Origin of the sequence: Leptolyngbya sp. FACHB-1624, from assembly GCF_047649235.1 — a bacterium.
Taxonomy (GTDB): domain Bacteria; phylum Cyanobacteriota; class Cyanobacteriia; order Leptolyngbyales; family Leptolyngbyaceae; genus Leptolyngbya; species Leptolyngbya boryana.
The window spans coordinates 3,410,175-3,430,403 of record NZ_CP180258.1 but is presented as its reverse complement, the minus strand read 5'-3'; the positions used below and the strand labels follow the sequence as shown (position 1 = coordinate 3,430,403).

The window sequence follows — 20,229 nt, the reverse complement described above, 5'->3', positions numbered from 1 at the left end:
TTATGGTGATTTGACTCTAGGACACAATCGTAATTTTGACGGGATCTAGGCGAGAAATCTGTATCGAAGATTGCTCAAATCCCATTCATGCCTATGGCAAACTTTCAGGAGGACTGACTGAATTTTTCAAGGCAGGCAGATTGTCACCCGGAACCTGACGAATGCGATTCAATTGACCCAAAGCCCATTTTGCTGTTTCTTGCACATCTTTGTCTGAATCCTCAGTGGCTTTGTGCAAGAGATTGCTGATTTGAGAAACCATGTCATACACGCGCGTCAAATCTCGAATGGCATTTTTTCGCACTTCTGCATTTTCATCTTGCAATGACACCGCTAAAGCGCGGGTCATTGGTTTGAGGGTGCGAGTTCCAATCTCTGACAGAGTTGAGAGAATTAAACTTCGCTGCTTAGAATCCGAATCAATCAGCAAATCGACGAGTGGCTGCACGGCACGAGTGTCGCCTCTTTGTCCCAACTCCCAAATCACTTTGCGGCGCTTAACTGGATCAGGCGATCGCAGATCTTGAATCAGTTCATCGACGATATTGACTTTCGCAAGTCGCGTCGTTTCCTCAAGCTTGGGCTGAGATTCTAGCTCCGTAGGCTTTGGAGAATTGACAACCTGAGTTAGCGGCTCAGCAATCTCAGATTGGAGAGTTGTCTGCGATCGACCATTGCCATTTTGAGAGGTTGGGCGAGAGTTTGCTAGCTCTGACTTGAGAGTTGAGCCGTTCAACGTTGGAACACTCAATGGCAAGGATGGGGAGGCTGGTAAAGATGGGGGGGCAGGGTTTAAATCAGGCGTAATCGGCTCTAGGATGTCAGGCGTTGTTTGTCCCATACGCTTTAAGGCGATAACAACTGCAACTCCCACGATCGCGACTGCTCCAGCGCCTCCTAGCACAATTGGAGAAGCCCAAAGCGGTGGGTTTGCTGGCTGACCTGTTTTTGCCAAAACGGGTGAGGCTAAATTTTGAGCTTGACTTGCCTCGACCGAACGCGCCGACACACTGAGACAAGCTGCACAAGTGACAATCAGGAGACTGGGGCGTGGGATCATAAACAAATCCAAAACTGCAAATCGCCATTCGACTCCTAGAATGCCCGAATCGATTTAGCGATCGAGGTTAGAGTCCGAGATGGTTGTAATTTCACTGAGATTCGAGTCGGCTTGCGGTAGCATTTGCCTATTCTCGGCTATGTTACCCTGAACTTCTTCGATCGACTCAGAAATTGATCCACTCAAGACATCACGTTGATTGATTAAGTAAATACTGATAAGAGTTAGAGCAACGCCAATCCACTGAATCGGACTGAGGACTTCAGCTAAGAAAAGGTTGCCAAACAGCAAAGCGAATACGGGTGTCAAAAATGTCAGAGAACTTAAACTAGTCAAGCTCCCACTCGCAGCAAAATAGAAAAATAAACCGTACGCAATTGCACTGCCAAAAATTGTGGAATAAGACAACGACACCCAATTGGCTGCACTTAAATTTGTCCACTGATCAGTTTCTAACTGGCTCGACAATCCAAACAGGGGCAATCCGCCTAAAATCATGTGCCAGCCTGTGGCTGAAATCGGATCTGCATATTGGCAAACATAGCGAGAAAGAATCGTTCCAACTGCCATTGATAGAGCAGCAAGTAACATAAGCCATTGCCCGTTATCGAATAAGCCAGCGAGCAAGTCAGCAAATGAGCCGATATCGACAAAAGCTTCTCCTAAACGTGATCCTGCTGAAAGAATGAATTCTTCAGGCAAGCCGAGCAGACTGATGCCGCAAACGCCTATTGCTAACCCCATCCAGCCCCACACTCCAATCTTTTCCCCAAAGAGCCATAACGCCATCAGCGCGACTGCTAAAGGCTGAGAATCAATCATCACTGATCCCAGTCCTGCCCCAGTTCTCACCAATCCTTGCGCCAAAAAACCCTGAAACAGTGCGCCATCGACTAGGGCGAAGAAACTAATCCAAAGCCATGCTGCCCACCCTTGTGGTTGCGATCGCTTCATCCAAATTGCTGCCAATAAAACCAAAATTCCCGCAGGGAGTAAACGCACCCCTGCCATAAAAAAAGGCGTGGTATTGGGAATGACTCCTTTCATCGCGACCATTGCAGTTCCCCATAGGAAAAAAGGTGCGATGAGCAGGAAAGGCGATCGAGATTTGAGTGACATGGGCAATTAGGAATGAGGCTACTCTAATCTTAGTAAATTATGTAGATTCGTTAAGTATTCTTTATAGCGATGGCGATCGGATTCGTTAGAATCAAACATACTTGTGATGGTTGAAATTTATGGTTCGGTTCTTTAGAAAACGTGGGTCACGAAAACAGATTGCTCGAATTGAGGTGAAAGGCGCGATCGCAGGTGCAACTCGAAAAAGAGTGCTTGAAAATCTCAAAGTGATTGAGGAAAGAGAATTTCCAGCTCTATTGCTGAGAATTGATAGCCCGGGCGGAACCGTAGGCGATTCTCAGGAAATTTACGAAGCGCTGAAACGATTGCGCGAAAAGGTAAAGATCGTTGCGAGCTACGGCAATATTTCGGCTTCAGGTGGCGTTTACATTGGCATGGGCGCACAGCACATTATGTCGAATCCTGGAACGATTACAGGTAGTATTGGCGTGATTCTGCGTGGGAATAATATTGAGCGTCTGCTCGAAAAAGTTGGCGTTTCCTTCAAAGTGATCAAATCAGGTCCGTACAAAGATATTTTGTCGTTCGATCGAGAACTGACTGAGCCTGAGCAAAAAATCCTACAAGAACTGATTGATATTAGCTATTCTCAATTCGTTCAGACCGTTGCAGAGTCACGAAACCTCCCAGAGGAGACGGTCAGAACGTTTGCAGATGGGCGAATTTTTACCGGACAGCAGGCACTCGCTTTAGGAGTTGTCGATCGCTTGGGAACTGAAGAAGATGCCCGTCGTTGGGCTTGTGAATTGGTTGGGCTTGATCCTGAGAAAACCAAGACATTTAACTTTGAAGAGAAGAAGTCGGTTGTGAGTCGATTCACGTCGAACGATCGCTTAGACGGACTGATTGGAGCCTTGCCGCCGTTGGTTGTCGGAATGGATTGGTTGGAATTTGAACTGGAAACTTGTGGGTTGCCTCTGTGGTTATACCGCCCTTAAGCGTAAAGAATGAAGCAATGATCCGGATTCAATCTATATCCCTTCGTTGATAAGCTAGTGGATTGAGACGAGCAAGATATGGAGGATACCCACGTGCATTGGCGAGTACGAGCAATTCGGGGAGCGACCACCGCTTCAGAAAATACGATCGAGGCAATTCGGGAAGCGGTGACGGAGTTATTAGACGAGTTGGAGGCTTACAACACGTTAGACCCTGATGAGATCGTCAGTGCTACGTTTACGGTGACGAAAGATCTGGATGCGATTTTTCCGGCTGCGATCGCTAGAGAACGCGCGCATTGGGCAAATGTGCCGCTAATCGACGTGCAGCAAATGTATGTGAAAGGGAGTTTAGAGCGGTGTATCCGGTTTTTGATTCATTTCAATACGCCTGATCCGGATGTGAAAATTCATCATCCTTATCTGAGACAGGCAAAAAATCTTCGTCCAGATTGGACGATCGCTCAAATTGCTGGAACGCAAAGTTAGATTGCAAAAAAAACTGGGCATCTCTACCAGAGATGCCCAACAGACTAGCTTTCAAGGTTGACCAGAATTTAAAAGAAAGATAACGATACGATTACATCAGACCCAGGAAGCGCAATACGCCGCTACCTGTTAAATATTCAGTGATCAAAGCAGCCACAAAGCCGATCATTGCTAATCGACCATTCCATAGTTCAGCTTGCGGAGTGAAGCCAAATTTCCAAGCGTTACGATCCTCTACAGCAGGTGCTGTAATCTTTTGTGTGTCTTGCATGGTAAGTACTCTGAACGCATTAGCTGTAAATATATTAACTAATATTACAAAAAGTGTCAAAGTATTACGAATATGGTTAAGTGCGATACATAAAAGTTGCCTTAGAGAAATTTACAGGTGTAGAGACTTTAGAATTGCTAAAACAAGAATTGCTAGAATAGCGCAGATTCTCTTTTCCATACGGGAGAGAATGCAGCCTGAGGAGAAAGACTCGTAAATCAGTAAATCGCAACTTTCCGCAGGTCGGATAATACCCGGCTTCTGGATCTAGCGATATGATTAAAGACATTGATATTTGTAAAGAAACGTCAATGATTGTTTCTGACTCTGGTTTATCCAAACTCAAGGCATCCGTGACCGAGAAACTCTTCTTTGGGCACGAGCCATCTGCTGAGTTAATCGCGATTCTGCTGGTCTATTTTGTCCAAGGGATTCTCGGATTAGCTCGACTGGCTGTGAGTTTCTTTCTCAAAGACGAGCTACATCTCAATCCGGCTGAAGTCTCAGCACTGCTGGGTATTGTAGCGCTGCCCTGGATGATCAAACCTCTATTTGGGTTTATCTCGGATGGCTTACCGATCTTTGGATATCGTCGTCGTCCTTATCTGATTCTGTCTGGGCTCATTGGAACCACAGCTTGGATTCTCCTGGCAACGGTTGTACATTCCGCTTGGGCGGCAACGTTGGCAATTTCATTAGGGTCTTTGTCTACCGCGATCGCAGATGTCATTGTCGATTCCCTGGTTGTCGAACGAGCCAGAGGCGAATCTGTAAGTGGCGCGGGTTCGTTGCAATCCCTAAGCTGGGGAGCTTCTGCATTGGGTGGTTTGATGACTGCCTACTTCAGTGGGGCATTGCTTCAGCAGTTTGATACTCGAACGATTTTCTTAATCACCGCCACATTTCCGCTGATTGCTTCATCTGTGGCTTGGTTGATTGCAGAGTCTCCAGTTACCTCGAAGCCTGATTGGTCAGTTGTGGGCGATCAATTGAAGCAATTGAAGCAGGCGATTACGCAGAAATCGATTTGGCTGCCAACTGCATTTTTATTCTTGTGGCAAGCGACTCCAACGGCTGAATCTTCGTTCTTTTACTTCTCAACGAATGAATTGGGATTTGAGCCGGAGTTTTTAGGGCGAGTTCGACTTGTCACGAGTATTGCCTCGATCGTTGGAATTTGGGTGTTTCAACGATTTCTCAAAGGGGTGCCATTTCGAGTTATTTTTGGCTGGTCTACCGTCATTTCAGCAGTTTTAGGATTGTCGATGATCCTGCTCGTGACGCATACCAATCGAGCATTGGGAATTGACGATCGCTGGTTTAGCTTGGGCGATAGTTTGATTCTGACGGTGATGGGACAGATTGCTTTCATGCCTGTGCTCGTGCTTGCAGCAAGACTCTGCCCGCCGGGAGTGGAAGCGACCTTATTCGCGTTGCTAATGTCGGTTGTTAACTTGTCTGGATTAGTCTCATACGAGTTTGGAGCGTTACTGACTCACTGGTTTGGTGTGACCGAGACAAACTTCGATAATCTATGGATTTTGGTCTTGATTACGAATTTGAGCACGTTGTTACCCTTACCTTTACTCGGTTGGCTGCCTGGGGCAGATGCGACGACTTCTGAGCCGATCAAACTTGCTGAGCCAGTTGGACAAGCTTTGGTTTCGGTCGGTAGCAGTGAAGTCGTTGAAGTCCAGAAAGATAGTGTTTAGGAATTGATTGGATAATGCAAGGATTTCAGCTTTTTGAACATGCAGCGACGGTTCCGACCCGTTCTTACAACACAGAAGAATGGCAACGCGGATATCGATCGCTGAAAGAAGAACATAGTTATTGGATTGAAGAGATTGAAGGCGAAATCCCGACTGAGCTAAACGGAACGTTGTTTAGAAATGGGCCTGGATTGCTCGATATCAATGGAGAACGGATTCAACATCCGTTTGATGGCGATGGCATGATTAGCGCGATCGCATTTCACAACGGTCGTGCTCATTACCGCAATCGATTTGTTAAAACTGAAGGCTACTTAGCAGAACAAAAAGCTGGAAAAATTCTCTATCGAGGCGTATTCGGCACTCAAAAATCGGGTGGTTGGCTTGCTAATGCTTTTGATACTCGCATTAAGAATATTGCTAACACACAAGTGCTTTACTGGGGCGGTAAATTACTTGCCCTTTGGGAAGCCGCAGAGCCGCATCGTCTTGATCCGAAAACTTTAGAGACGATCGGGTTAGAGTATTTCGATGGCGAACTCTCGACAGGCGCACCGTTTGCGGCACATCCTTGGATTGATCCATCGAGTCAATTTGATCAGGGTAACCCTTGCTTAGTCAACTTCTCGATCAAGGCTGGATTATCCTTCACCATTAGCATTTACGAATTGGATCTCGATGGCAAAATTGTTCGGCATCATGAGCATCCAGTTCCGGGATTTGCTTTTATTCATGACTTTGCTATCACACCGAACTATTGCATCTTTTTCCAAAATCCAGTTGCATTCAATCCTTTGCCGTTTTTAGCAGGATTGCGATCGGCAGGTGAATGTATCAAATTCCGCCCGGATCAACCCACAAAAGTTCTGATTATTCCCCGCGATCCAGCCCTCAAAGCGAAACCGAAAATTCTTGAAACGCCTTCTGGTTTTGTGTTCCACCATGCGAATGCGTTTGAGCAAGATGGTGAAATTGTACTCGATTCGATTTGCTATGAGAGCTTGCCTTCTGTTGAACCGGGTTCAGACTATCGCGAAACTGATTTCGATGCGCTTGCACCGGGTCAGTTGTGGCGATTCCGCATGAATTTGGAATCGGGTACGGTCGATCGACAACTGCTCGAACCTCGCTGCTGTGAATTTCCTTTTATTCACCCCGCTTTAGCTGGACGACAGCATCGCTATGTTTATCTTGCTGCGGCTCATGCTGAAAGTGGGAATGCTCCCCATCAAGCGATTCTCAAAGTTGATGTCGAAACTGGAACACGTCAGATTTGTAGTTTCGCACCCGATGGCTACGTTAGCGAACCTGTCTTTGTGCCGCGTGGAAAAGCTTCAGAATCTGGACTTTACACCGAAGTGCAAGGTGCAGAAGATGACGGATGGTTAATTGCAGTAGTCTTTGATGTGAAACGCGATCGCTCAGATGTAGTGATTGTTGATGCAAAGGATTTGAGCGTTGTTGCAAAGCTCCATTTGAAGCATCATATTCCTTACGGGCTGCACGGCTCGTTTACGCCGCATTACTTTGAATAGATTGCAACGCAAAAGAGCGATCGAATAATTTCGATCGCTCTTTTGCATCAGCGTCGTGAAAGTTCTCTTGCTGCGTAAATCCCGCCCAAGAAACCGAAAAGGTGTCCTTCCCAGGAGATACCGAAGCGACCCGGCAGCACTCCCCAAATCAAACCGCCGTAGAGCAAGCCGACTGCGAGAGACAGCGCGATCGATAAACTACTCCGTTCAAAATAAGCTCGTGAGAGTAGAAAGCCGAAATAGCCAAAGACGACACCACTCGCCCCAATATGTAATCCTGCTGAACCAAATAACCAAGTTCCGATTCCGCTTGCTAAAGCGACGATCACACTGACTTTGAAAAATTCAGGAATGCCGCGCAGCATCACAAACCAGCCCATGACAACGAAGGGAATGGTGTTACTAATGAGATGCTGAAAGTTCAGGTGTAGAAATGGGGCTAATAAAATACCTCGCAGCCCAATCGTGCTACGAGGATAGATGCCCAGGTAATTTAATCGACCGCCTAAAGCAATATCGACAAATTCCAGCAGCCACATTGCGGCAACGATCGTGCCAAGGATTGCAATATGAGCTTTGATTTCATCACCGATTCCGTTGGGATCGTTATAGTCGCGTCGCGTCATAGCGGTTTTTTGTGTTGAGATATTTCTGTTCTAGCACAGAGTTCTCAACGAAATTAAGCCGCGATCGCCGATGAGCGTTGAGCCGCGAGTTCCATTAAGCGACGAATTCGTTCTTCGGTTGCAGGGTGAGTGCGGAAGAGAGACTGTAACCCTTGGGTTGATAGCGGATTCACAATTAAGAGCGGTGACATTGCCGGATTTCCATTCATGGGGATTTGATGCCCAACGGTCTCCAATTTCTCTAGCGCACTTGCAAGAGCTAACGGGTTGGCAGTGAGTTCAGCAGAACCTTGATCTGCCGCAAACTCACGAGTTCGAGAAATTGCGAGTTGAATCAATGAAGCGGAAAGGGGGGCAAGAACAATCAGAAATAAGATGCCTAAAGGATTGTTGCCCCGGCGATTATTTCCGTAAACTGGCCCATATAGAGCGCCGAAGGTCAAGATGCGACCGAGAAAAGTGATGGCACCTGCGATCGTACCTGCAACCGCTTGCGTCAGCGTATCGCGATTCTTCACGTGAGTTAATTCGTGAGCGAGAACGGTTTCTAATTCTTCTGGAGACAGCAGATCAACAATTCCTTCTGTCACTGCTACAGAAGCATGTTCTGGATCGCGTCCGGTTGCGAAGGCATTGGGGGATTTAGTGGGAACGAAAAAGATTTTGGGCATGGGAATTTCCGCTCGATCGCTGAGTCGTTTCACCATGTCAAAGAGTTCGGGGGATTGTTCACGTTCGAGTGGCTGAGCAGCATAGGATGCAAGCGCAACTCGATCAGAGTAATACCATGACCCAAAGCTCGTGAAAGCTGCAAAGATTAGTCCTAAAATAAGACCTTGCTCATTTCCGACGAGATAGTAACCTGCTAAAACCAGGATTCCGCTTAAAAGTCCTAATAGTCCTGCTGTTTTAACTTGATTGATACCTAGCATGTTGATCAAATTTTGAAGGGGCAGTCTGATTGTCTAAATTTACGTTGTGATTTGACTCTATCTGATGATTGAATCCTCTTTCTCCGACAGAACGAAATTTCGGATGGGTTGTGCAATATGGGCATATAAGCAATGGGTAGGCGATCTGTTTCCCCCGAAAAGCAAAGCCTCTGATTTTCTGAATCTCTACAGTCGTCGTTTTGCTTGTGTCGAGGGCAATACGACGTTTTATTCCATTCCCGATCGCGCTACAGTCGATCGCTGGAAATCCGAAACGCCTCTTGGCTTTAAGTTCTGCCCAAAGTTGCCGAAAACATTGACTCATTCTGGAAAACTTGCCTCGTCGATATCAGGAGCCTTGAAGTTTTTGGAACTCATGCAGGGACTCGACGATCGCTTAGGGATATTGTTTGCTCAATTGCCTCCAAGCTATAGCCCCGCAAATTTTGCAGATTTAGAAGCATTTCTTCGAGGCTGGAAGGGTGCAGATTTGGCGTTAGAAGTTCGACATGCGCAATGGTTTCAAGAGCCGCATCGCAGCCGCTTGAACGAGCTATTGCGAGAGTTAAAGATTGGGCGAGTGTTGTTAGATACACGTCCAATCTATGAATGCGAAGATGATCCGCAGTTGGAGAGCGAACGCAAAAAGCCGAAAGTTCCATTGCAGCCGGATGTGACTGCACCGTTTACTTTGATTCGATATATCAGCCATCCAACTTTGAATCAGCAGTATTTGGAAGAATGGGTAAAAATTGTCGATCGCTGGTTACAACAAGGCACAGAAATTTACTTTTTTGTCCACTGCCCGGTTGAAGAACATTCACCCCAAAACGCCCGCCAATTCCAAAGATTACTAGAGCAGCAAGACGTGAATGTTCCGCCTCTTCCCTGGGATTTGATAGAACAACCGCCTTCACAAATGAGCTTGTTCTAAAAAACGTTATAGAGTTTCAGCGTCAAACGGATTTAACAACTGAAACTGCCCTATCCACTGAAAATCGTTGATATTTCGTGTTACTAGGATCAAGTTATGAACGAGTGCAGTGCCAGCAATTGTGGAATCTCCAAGTGAGATTCTGCGAATCTGGCGGAGTGCAACAGCTTGTTCCAAGACAGGCTGAGTCATCGGCAAAACTTGAGCGACTTGAAAAAACAGTTCCAAGCGATTCGATCTGCTTCTGTTAAGCGATGATAACCAAGAACCTCGACGTAACTTAACGCAGAGACAGCGGGAGCATGATCAGCGATAAATTGCCGAAGCTAAGCATTTTCAGGTTGAATCGCGTAAATGATAATGTTGCTGTCGAGAAGCATTATTCATCTCGTCCTGGAATAGAGCGATCCTGACGGACTTCGTGCTGCCAAGCGATCGGCTCAATGTCTGAGAAAGCACGACTTGCGGCGAGTTTCTCAAGCACTTCAGCCATTCTTTGCCCACGAGTAGTAGAATCTATGCCCGTTTTTTCCTCTAAGACGGTGATGTGAACTGCGATCGATTGCTCTCCCAATTCGGGGGCTTCATCAAGCCACTCAACCGAGTTTTCCTTTAAAGCAGCCCTAAATGTTCACAGCATACGGATAGCTAAGTGATGTATTTGTATTACCTCGTTTACTCGATCTAAACCGAAAGTCTCAACAAGAATCCACCGTTCGTCGTGACGATCAAGTCCTGTTCAAAAGCGACAATTCCCGATGGAATCTGATATTTCGCTGTTTTTACATCGGCAACAGTCGAAACCTTTCCCGCTTGATCAACCGCAACCACTAACCCTGCATTCGTCGTCGCCACAATTTGATCGCGCCAAATCGCGACATTAAAGGGCAATCCAAATCCAGCCTCTTGCAAATCGACGATCGCTTTCACGTCTCCTTTCTCACTCACCCGCACCAAATGCCCACTCGACTGCGCCACAACCACAGAATCGCCTTGCACGACTAGCCCAAACGGATTCTTAAACTCAGTCAAATTCGCGATCGCTTTCACTTCCCCTTTTTGGCTCACTCGAACCAACTCACTTGTCGATTCGATCACATCCGTCGAGACTGTGACCCAATACTCATCTCGAAACACCGTCACCCCAAACGGCGCACCATAAGCCCCACTCTGACGAGATAAATCCGCGATCGTCTCCACTGTGCCATCGGGTTTCACCCGCATTAAATAATGCTGGGGCAGAAAACCTGATACCGTCGCAATCACATCATTGCCTTGAGCGGTCATTCCGAACGGAACACCTGACTCATCCTTCATAAAATTCGCGATCGCCGAACTTTCTCCCTGGGGTGTCACTCTCAACAGTTGCCCATCTAACAACGGCACAATCAAATCCCCTTGCCTCACCGTAATATTCTGAGGGGTATAGATATTTAGCTTTTGAGAAATCACGGAGAGAGTTGCCATCATCTCAGAAAGTTTAGAAAAGTTGATAAGAATTCAAGCAGAAGGAACTCCGCTAGCGTTCTGGGGTCAAAAAAGCTTGTGATTTCTAAGCGTAGCAATGTTACCCTCTACATGCGGTGCAAACCTCAACTTCTATTTAGAATTTGATTCATTGACCTGACGTAGACATCCTCGGTATTCCTGCGCTTGAATCGCCATATAACTCATGTAAAATAACCAAGTTTCCAAAGTCACTTTACATTGAAGAAAGAAATCGCGCAGATCTAACCCGATGAGGTTTGAGTAATTTGCAATCCGTAGACAACCGTTAAATTTCTAGAAAGCCCGATGAAAGCAACGAATTCACTTCCCACCGCCCCCTTCGTCCTCCGACTCGTCGGCATCATTATGATCGTGTCGTCGATGGTGGACTATATTTCGGTTCTAATTCCGCCGAATTTCTCTGATAAAGCCTGGTTCGCGAACGTTGTCACACAAATCGTCGATCGTGGAATCATTCCACTCGTCGGTTTTGCCTTCCTCTTCGCCGGTGCATTCCTAGAAAGCGGTTCTTTCAATCTTGGAGAGCGCGTTAAACCTGCGATGTCGTTCCGGTTCTGGGCGATGCTGCTGTCTTTGCTCCTCGGGTTGGTGTTCCTCATTGCTTTCCCGCTGCACTTAAACAATACCCGTCAGGTTTCGGATCAGGCGCTAGAGCGCATCGATCGAGAAGCAAAAGACGCAGAAAATCAACTCAATACCCAAGTTCAACAGCGTCAAGATCAGATCACTGCTGCGCTGCGTGACCCGAATCAGAGCAAACAATTGGATGATCAACTCAAACAAATTGATGCAGCGATCGCCAGTGGTCAATTAAAAGGAGATCAACTCACTCAAGCCCAACGAGCGCAGAAAGAACTGCAAGCGCTAAAAGCGAATCCCAATTCGGTTGCCGATCGTGCAAAAGAATTCCGCAACACACAATTGACTTCAATTCGCGAACGGCGCACTCAAGCCGAGAATCAAGCGAGAAACGAATTCTGGAAAACTGGAATTCGAGTCGGGATTAGCAGCTTACTGCTTTCGCTGGCGTACTTCGTGATCGGGTGGTCGGGATTACGCGAGTTGGGTGTGATTGGTGGGAAGCGCAAGCCTGTAATGCGATAAAAATCTGAGACTGCTTGCAAGATTAAAAAGGCAAATGGGGAGAACTAGAAGGTGATCCCCTTTGCCTTTTTTTACGGTTATGTTTTCTATTTTCATCCTGACGCACAACGAAGAAGTCGAAATCGCTGCATGTATCGAATCAGCGTTGTTGTCAGATGATGTAATCGTTGTCGATTCTTGTAGCGATGATCAAACGATCGCGATCGCAAATTCTTATCCCGTTCGCGTGATTCAACATCCGTTTGAAAGTCATGGCAAACAGCGCACCTGGATGCTGCAATCTGTCCCTGTGAAACACGAATGGGTCTACATCCTCGAAGCTGATGAGCGGATGACGCCAGAACTGTTTCAAGAATGCCTCGACACAATTCAAACAGCCGAGCATATCGGCTATTACGTGGCAGAGCGCGTGATGTTTATGGGCAAATGGATTCGCCGCAGCACGCAATATCCGAGATATCAGTTGAGACTCTTTCAGAAAGAAAAAGTTTGGTTTACCGATTACGGACATACTGAACGCGAAGTCGTAGACGGAACCACTGGATTTCTCAAAGAAACTTATCCGCATTACACCTCCGGTAAAGGTTTCAGCCGCTGGATTGATAAACACAATCGCTATTCAACGAATGAAGCGATCGAAACGATCCATCAACTTGAAACCGGAGGCTTAAATTGGAGCGCGCTATTTTTTGGCAAATCTGAAGTCGAACGGCGACGGGCATTAAAGGATCTGTCGCTGCGACTGCCTTTTCGACCGTTGATTCGATTTTTCTATATGTATCTGCTCTTAGGTGGGATGTTTGACGGCTATCCAGGATTTACCTGGTGTATGCTGCAAGCGTTTTACGAATATTTAATTACGCTGAAGGTTTGGGAACTCCAGCATCAGCCTGTAGACTCTCCCAAACTCGTCACACCGATCCTAGAAAATGTTAAATAATATACAGATCGTGTTCGGATATGTCGAGCGGGGATCAATGATTAAATAAGAAAGCTTAGAAATTCCTCAAATTCTCAACCTTTCTTTACAATATTAATAAACAGAGTAGATGCTGATTGCAAGATTTTTTGAGGAGCGTTCCTAATTGCGATTCAAGAATCGAAATCTACTTCTAAGGTAACGTCTACACTGAATGGCATAGCTGCCGTTAGATGAAGGAGATATCTGTGATCCATCGTCTTAAGCAAGATCTAAAAAACGACCTGATCGCCGGATTACTGGTTGTAATTCCGTTGGCAACGACGATTTGGCTGACGTATACGATCGCGAATTGGGTGATCAATTTCCTGACGCGCGTTCCGAAACAATTGAATCCTTTTGACGGCTTACATCCGCTCTTAGTGAATCTGCTCAATTTTATCGTAGGGCTAGCGGTTCCTCTGTTCAGTATTCTGTTTATCGGTTTGATGGCACGGAATATCGCGGGGCGTTGGCTCTTGGATGTCGGTGAGCAAGTTTTGCAGGCAATTCCGCTAGCGGGTGCGATTTATAAAACGCTGAAACAATTGCTCGAAACGGTATTACGCGATTCGAGTGGAAAGTTTCGCCGCGTCGTGTTGGTGGAATATCCGCGTGAGGGAGTTTGGTCACTAGGATTTGTCACGGGTGCGATCGGAGCCGAGGTGCAATCGCATTTCAAAACGGATATGCTGAGCGTCTTTATTCCCACGACTCCCAATCCGACCACGGGCTGGTATGCTGTTGTGCCTGAGAATTCGGTGATTAATTTGTCGCTGCCGATCGAAGATGCGTTCAAGGTAATTATCTCAGGTGGGATTGTCAGCCCAGACTCAATGAATGTGATTACAACTTCGACAACTACGAAACCTCCTTTAGTTGAAGCAACGGCGGACGAGTAGTACGCTTGAGGGGAATTTGAGGAGGTTGTATGCCGGGTTCCCCTAGTGTGTTGGCGTTAGATTTTGATGGTGTAATTTGTGATGGTCTGAAAGAATATTTCCAGACCTCTTGGCAGGCTTACGCGCAAATTTGGCAGACGGATACGACGCCGAATGAGCAGATCGCACCTGCTTTTTATCGATTGCGTCCGGTGATTGAGACGGGCTGGGAAATGCCTATTTTGATCCGATCGCTGGTAGTCGGTGTGCAAGAAGAAGAGATTTTGCAGAATTGGCTGACGATCGCGACTCAGACGATTGAGAAAGAGCAGTTAAAACCGTTAGAGATCAGTGCAGCGGTCGATGGAATTCGCGATCGCAAAATTGCAACCGATTTAGACAACTGGCTGGCAGAGCATGAATTTTATCCGGGCGTGATCGATCGACTGAATACAATTTTGAATAGCTCAACTGATTTTTTCATCATCAGTACAAAAGAAGGACGATTTATCAAGCAGCTTCTGAAACAGGAAGGGATTGAGCTATTAGATTCGCAAGTGTACGGCAAAGAATCGAAGCGACCGAAACCACAGGTTTTGAAAGAACTCCAACAGGTTTATCAGGGTGCGATCTGGTTTGTTGAGGATCGATTGAAAACCTTGCAGGCAGTTGAGCAGCAGGAATCGTTGCAAGATGTCGAATTATTCCTGGCGGATTGGGGATATAACACGCGATCAGAACGAGAAGAGGCGCAGAATAGCGATCGAGTTCACTTAATGTCCCTAAAGCAATTCAGGCAAGATTTTTCTAACTGGCTGTAGGGAAGGGATCTCTAACTTTACGATCGACGTACCTAACTCTATAGGGAGTACGGCATCACTAAAAGTCCAACTGTGATTCTTTCGCAGTTGGACTTTACCAGAGCAATTAAAGAAAGACTATTTGTTGCCGTAGAACGAGCCACCTGGACCTGTTCCATAGAAAGAATCGATCGGTTGGACAGGTTGAGGAGTTGGTTGATAAGTTGGTGACTGATTTCCGTAGATATAGTCGTAACTAGGTTGGGAAGGTGTAGATTGACCACCACCCATCATTGCTGCACCAAATAGTTGAAGCAGTAGCGCAGCACCGGCAGCTTCCTGAGCTTTCTTACGGGCAATGTAGGCTTTTTGCTGCTCTGGGGTCAGACTGTTAAAGTAGATGCGTTCTCTTTCGATCGCAGCTTGCCTTTGCTTTTGGCGTTCTGTTTGGAACTGCTGATAGCCGGAGGGTTGAATCTGAATTGAATTGAGAGGTTGTTCTACACGGATTGCTTTTGGTCTCTGTACAGGCTTTTTCCGTATTGAATTGCGCACTAATCGATTGATAACGCCTCTTAGATTGATGTCGCCAGCTACTAATGTTCTATCTGTCTGATTAGAGCTAGAAGATCGATGAGTAGATTGGTCTATAGCAAAACCTGGAGAAATGTTGGCAAGTGAAATCATGGCAGCCGTTGATAGACCAGTGATGAGTTTCATAGATTGTATTGCTCGCTACAAAATATTTTACATTTCAAGTCGCTAAGTCTGACTCGCAATGCTTAGTATAAGGATAGTCGTCAACCTGAGTAAATTTTTGAGCTTACGTAATATCACTAGAATCTATCAATATTTTCTGGTAAAATCAATACAAAGAATTGGTTGATAAACTAAAAATTGCCACTAACCTTACCATCTCATTTGAGCGGTGTATTGAGGGCAATAACCTAATGTGTGGGTTAACTTTTGGTGCTCGGCGGTTGAAGCCGCAGCTATACATAACACAGTGCGCGACGGCGCACTGACAAGCCAGCCTCATATAGTACGCCTCAGGCGCTCAATTCTAAAGAAGGGTTTTCCTCAGTAAGAAATTGAGTAAAATAGGGAACCGAGTAAGAAGCGGACTTCGTTTGTGTAGCCGCGAATTCTATTCACACGATTACATTGAGCAGCTTTTTACCCCGAACTCAGATGCAATAGGTCATTCACAGGTTTAGACTATTACAAGATTTCTTTCGGGGAAGCTGATACGATCGCACACTTCAAGAATTAGGCGAATAAAACTAGAAGCCCAGCCTATTTGAGAAGCTGGACTTCTAGAAGGTTTAGACGATCGCGCTAAATTTTCGCGCCGCAATTTGGACAGAACTTATTCGTCGGAAGATTTTCAGTGCCACAACTTGCACATTGAACGGTTTCCGCCGCCCGTTCTAGCAATTTCCGCTCAGGGAGTCCGATCATTTGAGCATTGCTCTTACCGGATGGAACCATCGGATAACAGTTCTCATTCTTCTTGACGCGGACATCCATCAGAACGGGGCCTGGATGAGCGATCATTTCAGCGATCGCACTCTTCAACTCTTCGCGCGTTTCGACAATCATGCCTTTAATGCCAAACGCCTCTGCCAATTTGACAAAATCCGGCGTTCCCACTTGCATGTTGGAATTCGAGTAGCGCTCATCATAGAAGGCTTCTTGCCACTGCCGCACCATCCCTTGCCAACCGTTGTTGACAATCACGGTCTTCACATTGATGCCGTACTGTGCCAGAGTTCCTAATTCTTGAATGTTCATCTGAATACTGGCATCGCCACTGATACAGATCACTTCTTCATCGGGAACTGCCACTTTCGCACCCATTGCCGCAGGCATACCAAAGCCCATCGTGCCAAGCCCTGCACTGGAAATCCAACGACGTGGTCCATTTTTCAAGAACTGTGCTGCCCACATCTGGTGCTGTCCGACATCTGTCGTGTAGAAAGCATGAGGTGCTTGTCGTCCGACTTCTGCAATGACTTCTTGGGGAGAGAGAACACCTGGATATTCGGGAACCACGAGCGGATAATCTTCACGCCAACGATCGATTCTCGCGAGCCATGCTTCTGTCTGATTTGGATTCGCCGGATCATTCTCGTCTGCACTGCGCTCTAACAAGTCGGTTAAAACTTGCTTCACATCGCCCACAATTGGCACATCGGGCAAGCGAACTTTACCGACCTCTGCCGGATCGATATCAATGTGAATGACTTTTGCACGAGACGCAAATTCGTCGAGTTTTCCAGTCACACGATCGTCAAATCTCGCGCCAACTGCAATCAGCAAATCGCATTCCGTGACCGCAAAGTTTGCATAAGCTGTGCCATGCATCCCCAACATGCCGACAGAAAGCGGATGATGCTCATCAAATGCGCCAATGCCCATCAAAGTTGTCGTCACGGGCAGTTTGAAGCGTTCAGCCAGTTCTTTTACTTCTGCATGTGCGCCTGCTGCGATCGCGCCACCACCCACATAGAGCAGAGGTTTCTGAGCCTGACGAATCAATTTCAAAGCTTGTCCAATTTGGCGCGGATTGCCCTTCGTCGTCGGGCGATATCCCGTCAAGCGAACTGATCCTGGATCGATTGGCTCATACTCAAATTGCTCAACGCCGACATCTTTGGGCACGTCGATCAACACAGGACCAGGTCTGCCCGTGCTAGCGATAAAGAAGGCTTCTGCCACAATGCGCGCCATGTCGCGAGGGTCACGCACCACATAGGAATGCTTGACGATCGGTAAAGTAATGCCGTAAATATCTGTTTCCTGGAAAGCATCACTGCCGATCGCAGGTCGAGGCACCTGACCGGTAACGATAACCATCGGAATCGAATCCATGTGAGCCGTAGCGATTCCGGTGACGAGGTTCGTCGCTCCGGGACCTGAGGTTGCGAAACACACACCGACTTGACCCGTAGCACGGGCATAGCCATCTGCGGCATGTGCTGCACCTTGCTCGTGGCGCACAAGAATATGCTGTAGAATTCCGGCTTTTTCGGCGCGATAAAGCTCATCGTAGATCGGGAGGATTGCTCCGCCTGGGTAGCCAAAGATATGTTTTACACCGTGGCGACTGAGACTATCGATTAAAGCAAAAGCACCCGTCACCCGTTGGACTGCCGATCGTTGCTGCAATTGCACTGGGGGAACCTCGTCAAGTATTACGCGATTTGGATAAATTGGAAGAAATTTGTATCGTAGGATGCAAGCAATAAGAATATAGTGTAAAACTGATCCCTATTTGTGTCGAGAGAATTGACTCAAGATATTTTCAAAATGCCCGATGACTGGGGAGTTTGAGCAATCTGAGCGAGAAAAAGCCGTCAGAAAAGCCTGACAATACGAATTTTTGGTTTGAATCTATTGTCGATCGCGTGCCAATCGGATTCGGCATCGAAATAGACAAAACTTCTAAAACCAACCTTAAGACTGAAACTGAGTGATACCTGCTTTCTCAAGGATAAAGGTTGCAGCCGTTGTGACACGATTTGGGGTTCGATTTGAAAAGTCAACGTAGCCACGAACCAGATGTGGAGAGTGCCACATGGTCAGATGGTCAACGGCTGGATCAGCATAAAAGCTTTCTCCGCCCCCAAGCAGCTTTGAACTCCAATGTGTGAATTGATCGTGGCTCACCCGGTAGATTGGAAAATCTCCAAATAATGGAACTCCCCAGCCATCGATCGCGATCAGTGCAGAAATTGGAATATTGCGATCATACCAAGTTCGAGTGGCAGCGATCGCACCCACAACTCCTGCACTAAACGCAATCATCACAACGGGGGCTTGCGGTTCAAAGAAGTCAAGTACATGCTGCGGAGAGTAAACGGGCTGATCTGCTGGAAAGATTAAAACTTCCTGTTGCGACAGTCCTAACGCTGTAACAAATTGCGTCGTTAATGTTGGCGAATGTATGCCCGGACAAATAAAAATCTGCATTGCTGAAGTTTCATCACAATCTACCGAGGGATAGCACCATCCCCCAGTAGGGGATGTTAGCCTAATGCCTAAACCTACTCGATACATTCTTTAGGCAAGGAGCTTTAATAGTGGTTGCAACTCCAGACAAGCTCGAACATTCTCATCATCTCGCATCTTCAGGCTCAGAACGAGTTGCGGTTTTATTGATGGGATATGGCGAAGTCGAAAGTTACGAAGATTTTGCAAATTATAATGAACAAGCCTTGAATCTGCTGACTGCTAAATTTGCACCCGTTCCAACTTGGGTATATCCCCCTTTGGCAAAACTTTTAGCGGTGTTTGATCTGCATGAGTGGGGTCATCAGCATGGCAATTTTATTTCTCCACACAATGCGATTTTTGAGCGGCAACGCGCCGGGGTAGAAGAAATTCTGCAAGAGAAATGGGGCGATCGCATTCAAGTCTTTAAAGCGTTCAACTTCTGTAAGCCTTTTCTTCCAGAGCAAGTGCTCGCCGAAATCAAAGCGCAGGGGTTTTCAAAGATCTTGATTTATCCTTTGCTCGTTGTGGATTCGATTTTCACGAGTGGAATTGCAGTGGAGCAAGTCAATAAGGCTTTGGCGAATTCGGCAGACGAGGGAGAACATTGGCTCAAGGGAACGCGGTATATTCCTTCTTTCTTCGATCGTCCGGAATATCTCAATCTGATGGCGCGGATGGTTGAGAAGCAGATTCAATCAGATTTAGCGGAGCACTATCTCCCGTCTCAAATTGGGATTGTGCTGATGAATCATGGCTGTCCTCATAAAGCGAAAGGCTTTACCTCTGGGATTACCGAGAGTCAGGCGCTTTATGATAAGGTTCGCGATCGCTTAATTGACAAGTATCCTTTGATCTCGGTCGGTTGGCTCAATCATCAAACTCCGTTGATTGAGTGGACGCAACCGAATGCGGATTTGGCCGCAAAGAATTTGATCGAATTGGGTGCGAAAGCGATCGTGTTTATGCCGATCGGGTTTGCGACTGAAAATCATGAAACGCTGTTAGATGTTGAACACATCATTGAGAAGTTGCATCGCAAATATTCTGATGTGAAATACGTGCGGATGCCTTGTGTGAATGACGACGCAGACTTTTTGAAGATGGTGGCAGATTGGGCGAATCCACAGATTGATTCGCTATTGGCGGAGGAAGCATTAGCGGTGACTCCTGTACATGGTGAGGTGCATCATCATCACCATCACGGGCACGACCATGACCATGATCACAGTCACGATCACGGGCACGATCATCATCACCATTAATCGCGGGTTCGCATTGTTTTGATAGATGAAATCCCGCTCAATTTCTCTAAATTTGGAGGATTAAGCGGGATTTCTGAAT

At 46.6% G+C, this 20,229-nt stretch carries 19 protein-coding genes and 1 pseudogene; 10 read left to right on the top strand and 10 right to left on the bottom strand.

Annotated features, from left to right (window positions below):
- Nucleotides 1-91: 91 nt before the first annotated feature.
- Together ACMUEV_RS16115 and ACMUEV_RS16110 are read right to left on the bottom strand one after the other, a co-directional pair.
- Nucleotides 92-1,060 carry a HEAT repeat domain-containing protein gene (locus ACMUEV_RS16115; protein WP_190652321.1) on the bottom strand — a complete coding sequence of 323 codons (969 nt, stop codon included), beginning with the start codon at nt 1,058-1,060 and terminating at the stop codon, nt 92-94.
- A 54-nt stretch (nt 1,061-1,114) separates the two neighbouring features.
- Complete coding sequence (locus tag ACMUEV_RS16110; protein ID WP_190652320.1) at nt 1,115-2,179, bottom strand: DMT family transporter; 1,065 nt, start codon at nt 2,177-2,179, stop codon at nt 1,115-1,117.
- Between the two features lie 119 nt (nt 2,180-2,298).
- Between ACMUEV_RS16110 and sppA the strand changes: the two genes are divergently transcribed.
- Together sppA and aroH are read left to right on the top strand one after the other, a co-directional pair.
- Nucleotides 2,299-3,138 (top strand): signal peptide peptidase SppA, encoded by an 840-nt coding sequence (sppA, locus tag ACMUEV_RS16105; protein ID WP_017288099.1) that lies wholly within the window; start codon nt 2,299-2,301, stop codon nt 3,136-3,138.
- 78 nt (nt 3,139-3,216) lie between these two features.
- A complete protein-coding gene (aroH, locus tag ACMUEV_RS16100) occupies nt 3,217-3,627 on the top strand; it encodes a chorismate mutase (RefSeq protein WP_199329625.1) in 411 nt (136 codons plus the stop codon).
- A gap of 91 nt (nt 3,628-3,718) precedes the next feature.
- Here the strand turns inward: aroH and ACMUEV_RS16095 are convergent, their stop codons facing one another.
- Nucleotides 3,719-3,943: a chlorophyll a/b-binding protein gene (locus ACMUEV_RS16095; protein WP_347276257.1), complete on the bottom strand. Its 225-nt coding sequence runs from the start codon at nt 3,941-3,943 to the stop codon at nt 3,719-3,721.
- A 230-nt stretch (nt 3,944-4,173) separates the two neighbouring features.
- On the opposite strand from ACMUEV_RS16095, the gene ACMUEV_RS16090 reads away from it, so the two are divergent.
- Both ACMUEV_RS16090 and ACMUEV_RS16085 read left to right on the top strand, forming a co-directional pair.
- Nucleotides 4,174-5,610: a folate/biopterin family MFS transporter gene (locus ACMUEV_RS16090; RefSeq protein ID WP_017288102.1), complete on the top strand. Its 1,437-nt coding sequence runs from the start codon at nt 4,174-4,176 to the stop codon at nt 5,608-5,610.
- A gap of 14 nt (nt 5,611-5,624) precedes the next feature.
- Nucleotides 5,625-7,145, top strand: coding sequence for a carotenoid oxygenase family protein (locus ACMUEV_RS16085; protein ID WP_190652319.1), 1,521 nt, complete (start codon nt 5,625-5,627; stop codon nt 7,143-7,145).
- Between the two features lie 47 nt (nt 7,146-7,192).
- Here the strand turns inward: ACMUEV_RS16085 and ACMUEV_RS16080 are convergent, their stop codons facing one another.
- Together ACMUEV_RS16080 and ACMUEV_RS16075 are read right to left on the bottom strand one after the other, a co-directional pair.
- Complete coding sequence (locus ACMUEV_RS16080; RefSeq protein ID WP_017288104.1) at nt 7,193-7,771, bottom strand: rhomboid family intramembrane serine protease; 579 nt, start codon at nt 7,769-7,771, stop codon at nt 7,193-7,195.
- Between the two features lie 53 nt (nt 7,772-7,824).
- Nucleotides 7,825-8,703: a M48 family metalloprotease gene (locus ACMUEV_RS16075; protein WP_017288105.1), complete on the bottom strand. Its 879-nt coding sequence runs from the start codon at nt 8,701-8,703 to the stop codon at nt 7,825-7,827.
- A 103-nt stretch (nt 8,704-8,806) separates the two neighbouring features.
- Here ACMUEV_RS16075 and ACMUEV_RS16070 point away from each other — a divergent pair, with 103 nt between their 5' ends.
- Complete coding sequence (locus tag ACMUEV_RS16070; RefSeq protein WP_242044607.1) at nt 8,807-9,637, top strand: DUF72 domain-containing protein; 831 nt, start codon at nt 8,807-8,809, stop codon at nt 9,635-9,637.
- A 6-nt stretch (nt 9,638-9,643) separates the two neighbouring features.
- Here ACMUEV_RS16070 and ACMUEV_RS16065 read toward each other — a convergent pair.
- Together ACMUEV_RS16065 and ACMUEV_RS16060 are read right to left on the bottom strand one after the other, a co-directional pair.
- Nucleotides 9,644-9,871, bottom strand: a pseudogene (locus ACMUEV_RS16065) (PIN domain-containing protein); the annotation flags it as partial.
- 450 nt (nt 9,872-10,321) lie between these two features.
- Nucleotides 10,322-11,107, bottom strand: a complete 786-nt coding sequence (locus ACMUEV_RS16060) for a hypothetical protein (RefSeq protein ID WP_348251535.1) — start codon at nt 11,105-11,107, stop codon at nt 10,322-10,324.
- Between the two features lie 324 nt (nt 11,108-11,431).
- On the opposite strand from ACMUEV_RS16060, the gene ACMUEV_RS16055 reads away from it, so the two are divergent.
- The 4 genes from ACMUEV_RS16055 (at nt 11,432) to ACMUEV_RS16040 (ending at nt 14,910) form a co-directional block, all read left to right on the top strand.
- The gene (locus ACMUEV_RS16055; RefSeq protein ID WP_199329622.1) at nt 11,432-12,250 is read left to right on the top strand and encodes an HpsJ family protein; all 819 of its coding nucleotides are present in this window, start codon (nt 11,432-11,434) and stop codon (nt 12,248-12,250) included.
- Between the two features lie 79 nt (nt 12,251-12,329).
- The gene (locus tag ACMUEV_RS16050) at nt 12,330-13,190 is read left to right on the top strand and encodes a glycosyltransferase family 2 protein (protein WP_017288111.1); all 861 of its coding nucleotides are present in this window, start codon (nt 12,330-12,332) and stop codon (nt 13,188-13,190) included.
- Between the two features lie 227 nt (nt 13,191-13,417).
- Nucleotides 13,418-14,110: a DUF502 domain-containing protein gene (locus tag ACMUEV_RS16045; RefSeq protein WP_197693268.1), complete on the top strand. Its 693-nt coding sequence runs from the start codon at nt 13,418-13,420 to the stop codon at nt 14,108-14,110.
- Between the two features lie 29 nt (nt 14,111-14,139).
- Nucleotides 14,140-14,910: an HAD family hydrolase gene (locus ACMUEV_RS16040; RefSeq protein WP_190652316.1), complete on the top strand. Its 771-nt coding sequence runs from the start codon at nt 14,140-14,142 to the stop codon at nt 14,908-14,910.
- 117 nt (nt 14,911-15,027) lie between these two features.
- On the opposite strand, the gene ACMUEV_RS16035 is transcribed toward ACMUEV_RS16040, so the two are convergent.
- From ACMUEV_RS16035 to ACMUEV_RS16025, 3 genes are all read right to left on the bottom strand, one after another.
- Entirely contained in the window at nt 15,028-15,609 is a 582-nt protein-coding gene (locus ACMUEV_RS16035; RefSeq protein WP_190652315.1) for a hypothetical protein, read from the bottom strand.
- A gap of 618 nt (nt 15,610-16,227) precedes the next feature.
- Nucleotides 16,228-18,066 (bottom strand): biosynthetic-type acetolactate synthase large subunit, encoded by a 1,839-nt coding sequence (gene ilvB / locus ACMUEV_RS16030; RefSeq protein ID WP_017288117.1) that lies wholly within the window; start codon nt 18,064-18,066, stop codon nt 16,228-16,230.
- Between the two features lie 282 nt (nt 18,067-18,348).
- The gene (locus tag ACMUEV_RS16025; RefSeq protein WP_017288118.1) at nt 18,349-18,864 is read right to left on the bottom strand and encodes a hypothetical protein; all 516 of its coding nucleotides are present in this window, start codon (nt 18,862-18,864) and stop codon (nt 18,349-18,351) included.
- Nucleotides 18,865-18,974: 110 nt separating this feature from the next.
- Between ACMUEV_RS16025 and ACMUEV_RS16020 the strand changes: the two genes are divergently transcribed.
- Nucleotides 18,975-20,150 (top strand): ferrochelatase, encoded by a 1,176-nt coding sequence (locus ACMUEV_RS16020; RefSeq protein WP_190652314.1) that lies wholly within the window; start codon nt 18,975-18,977, stop codon nt 20,148-20,150.
- The last annotated feature ends 79 nt before the right edge of the window (nt 20,151-20,229 follow it).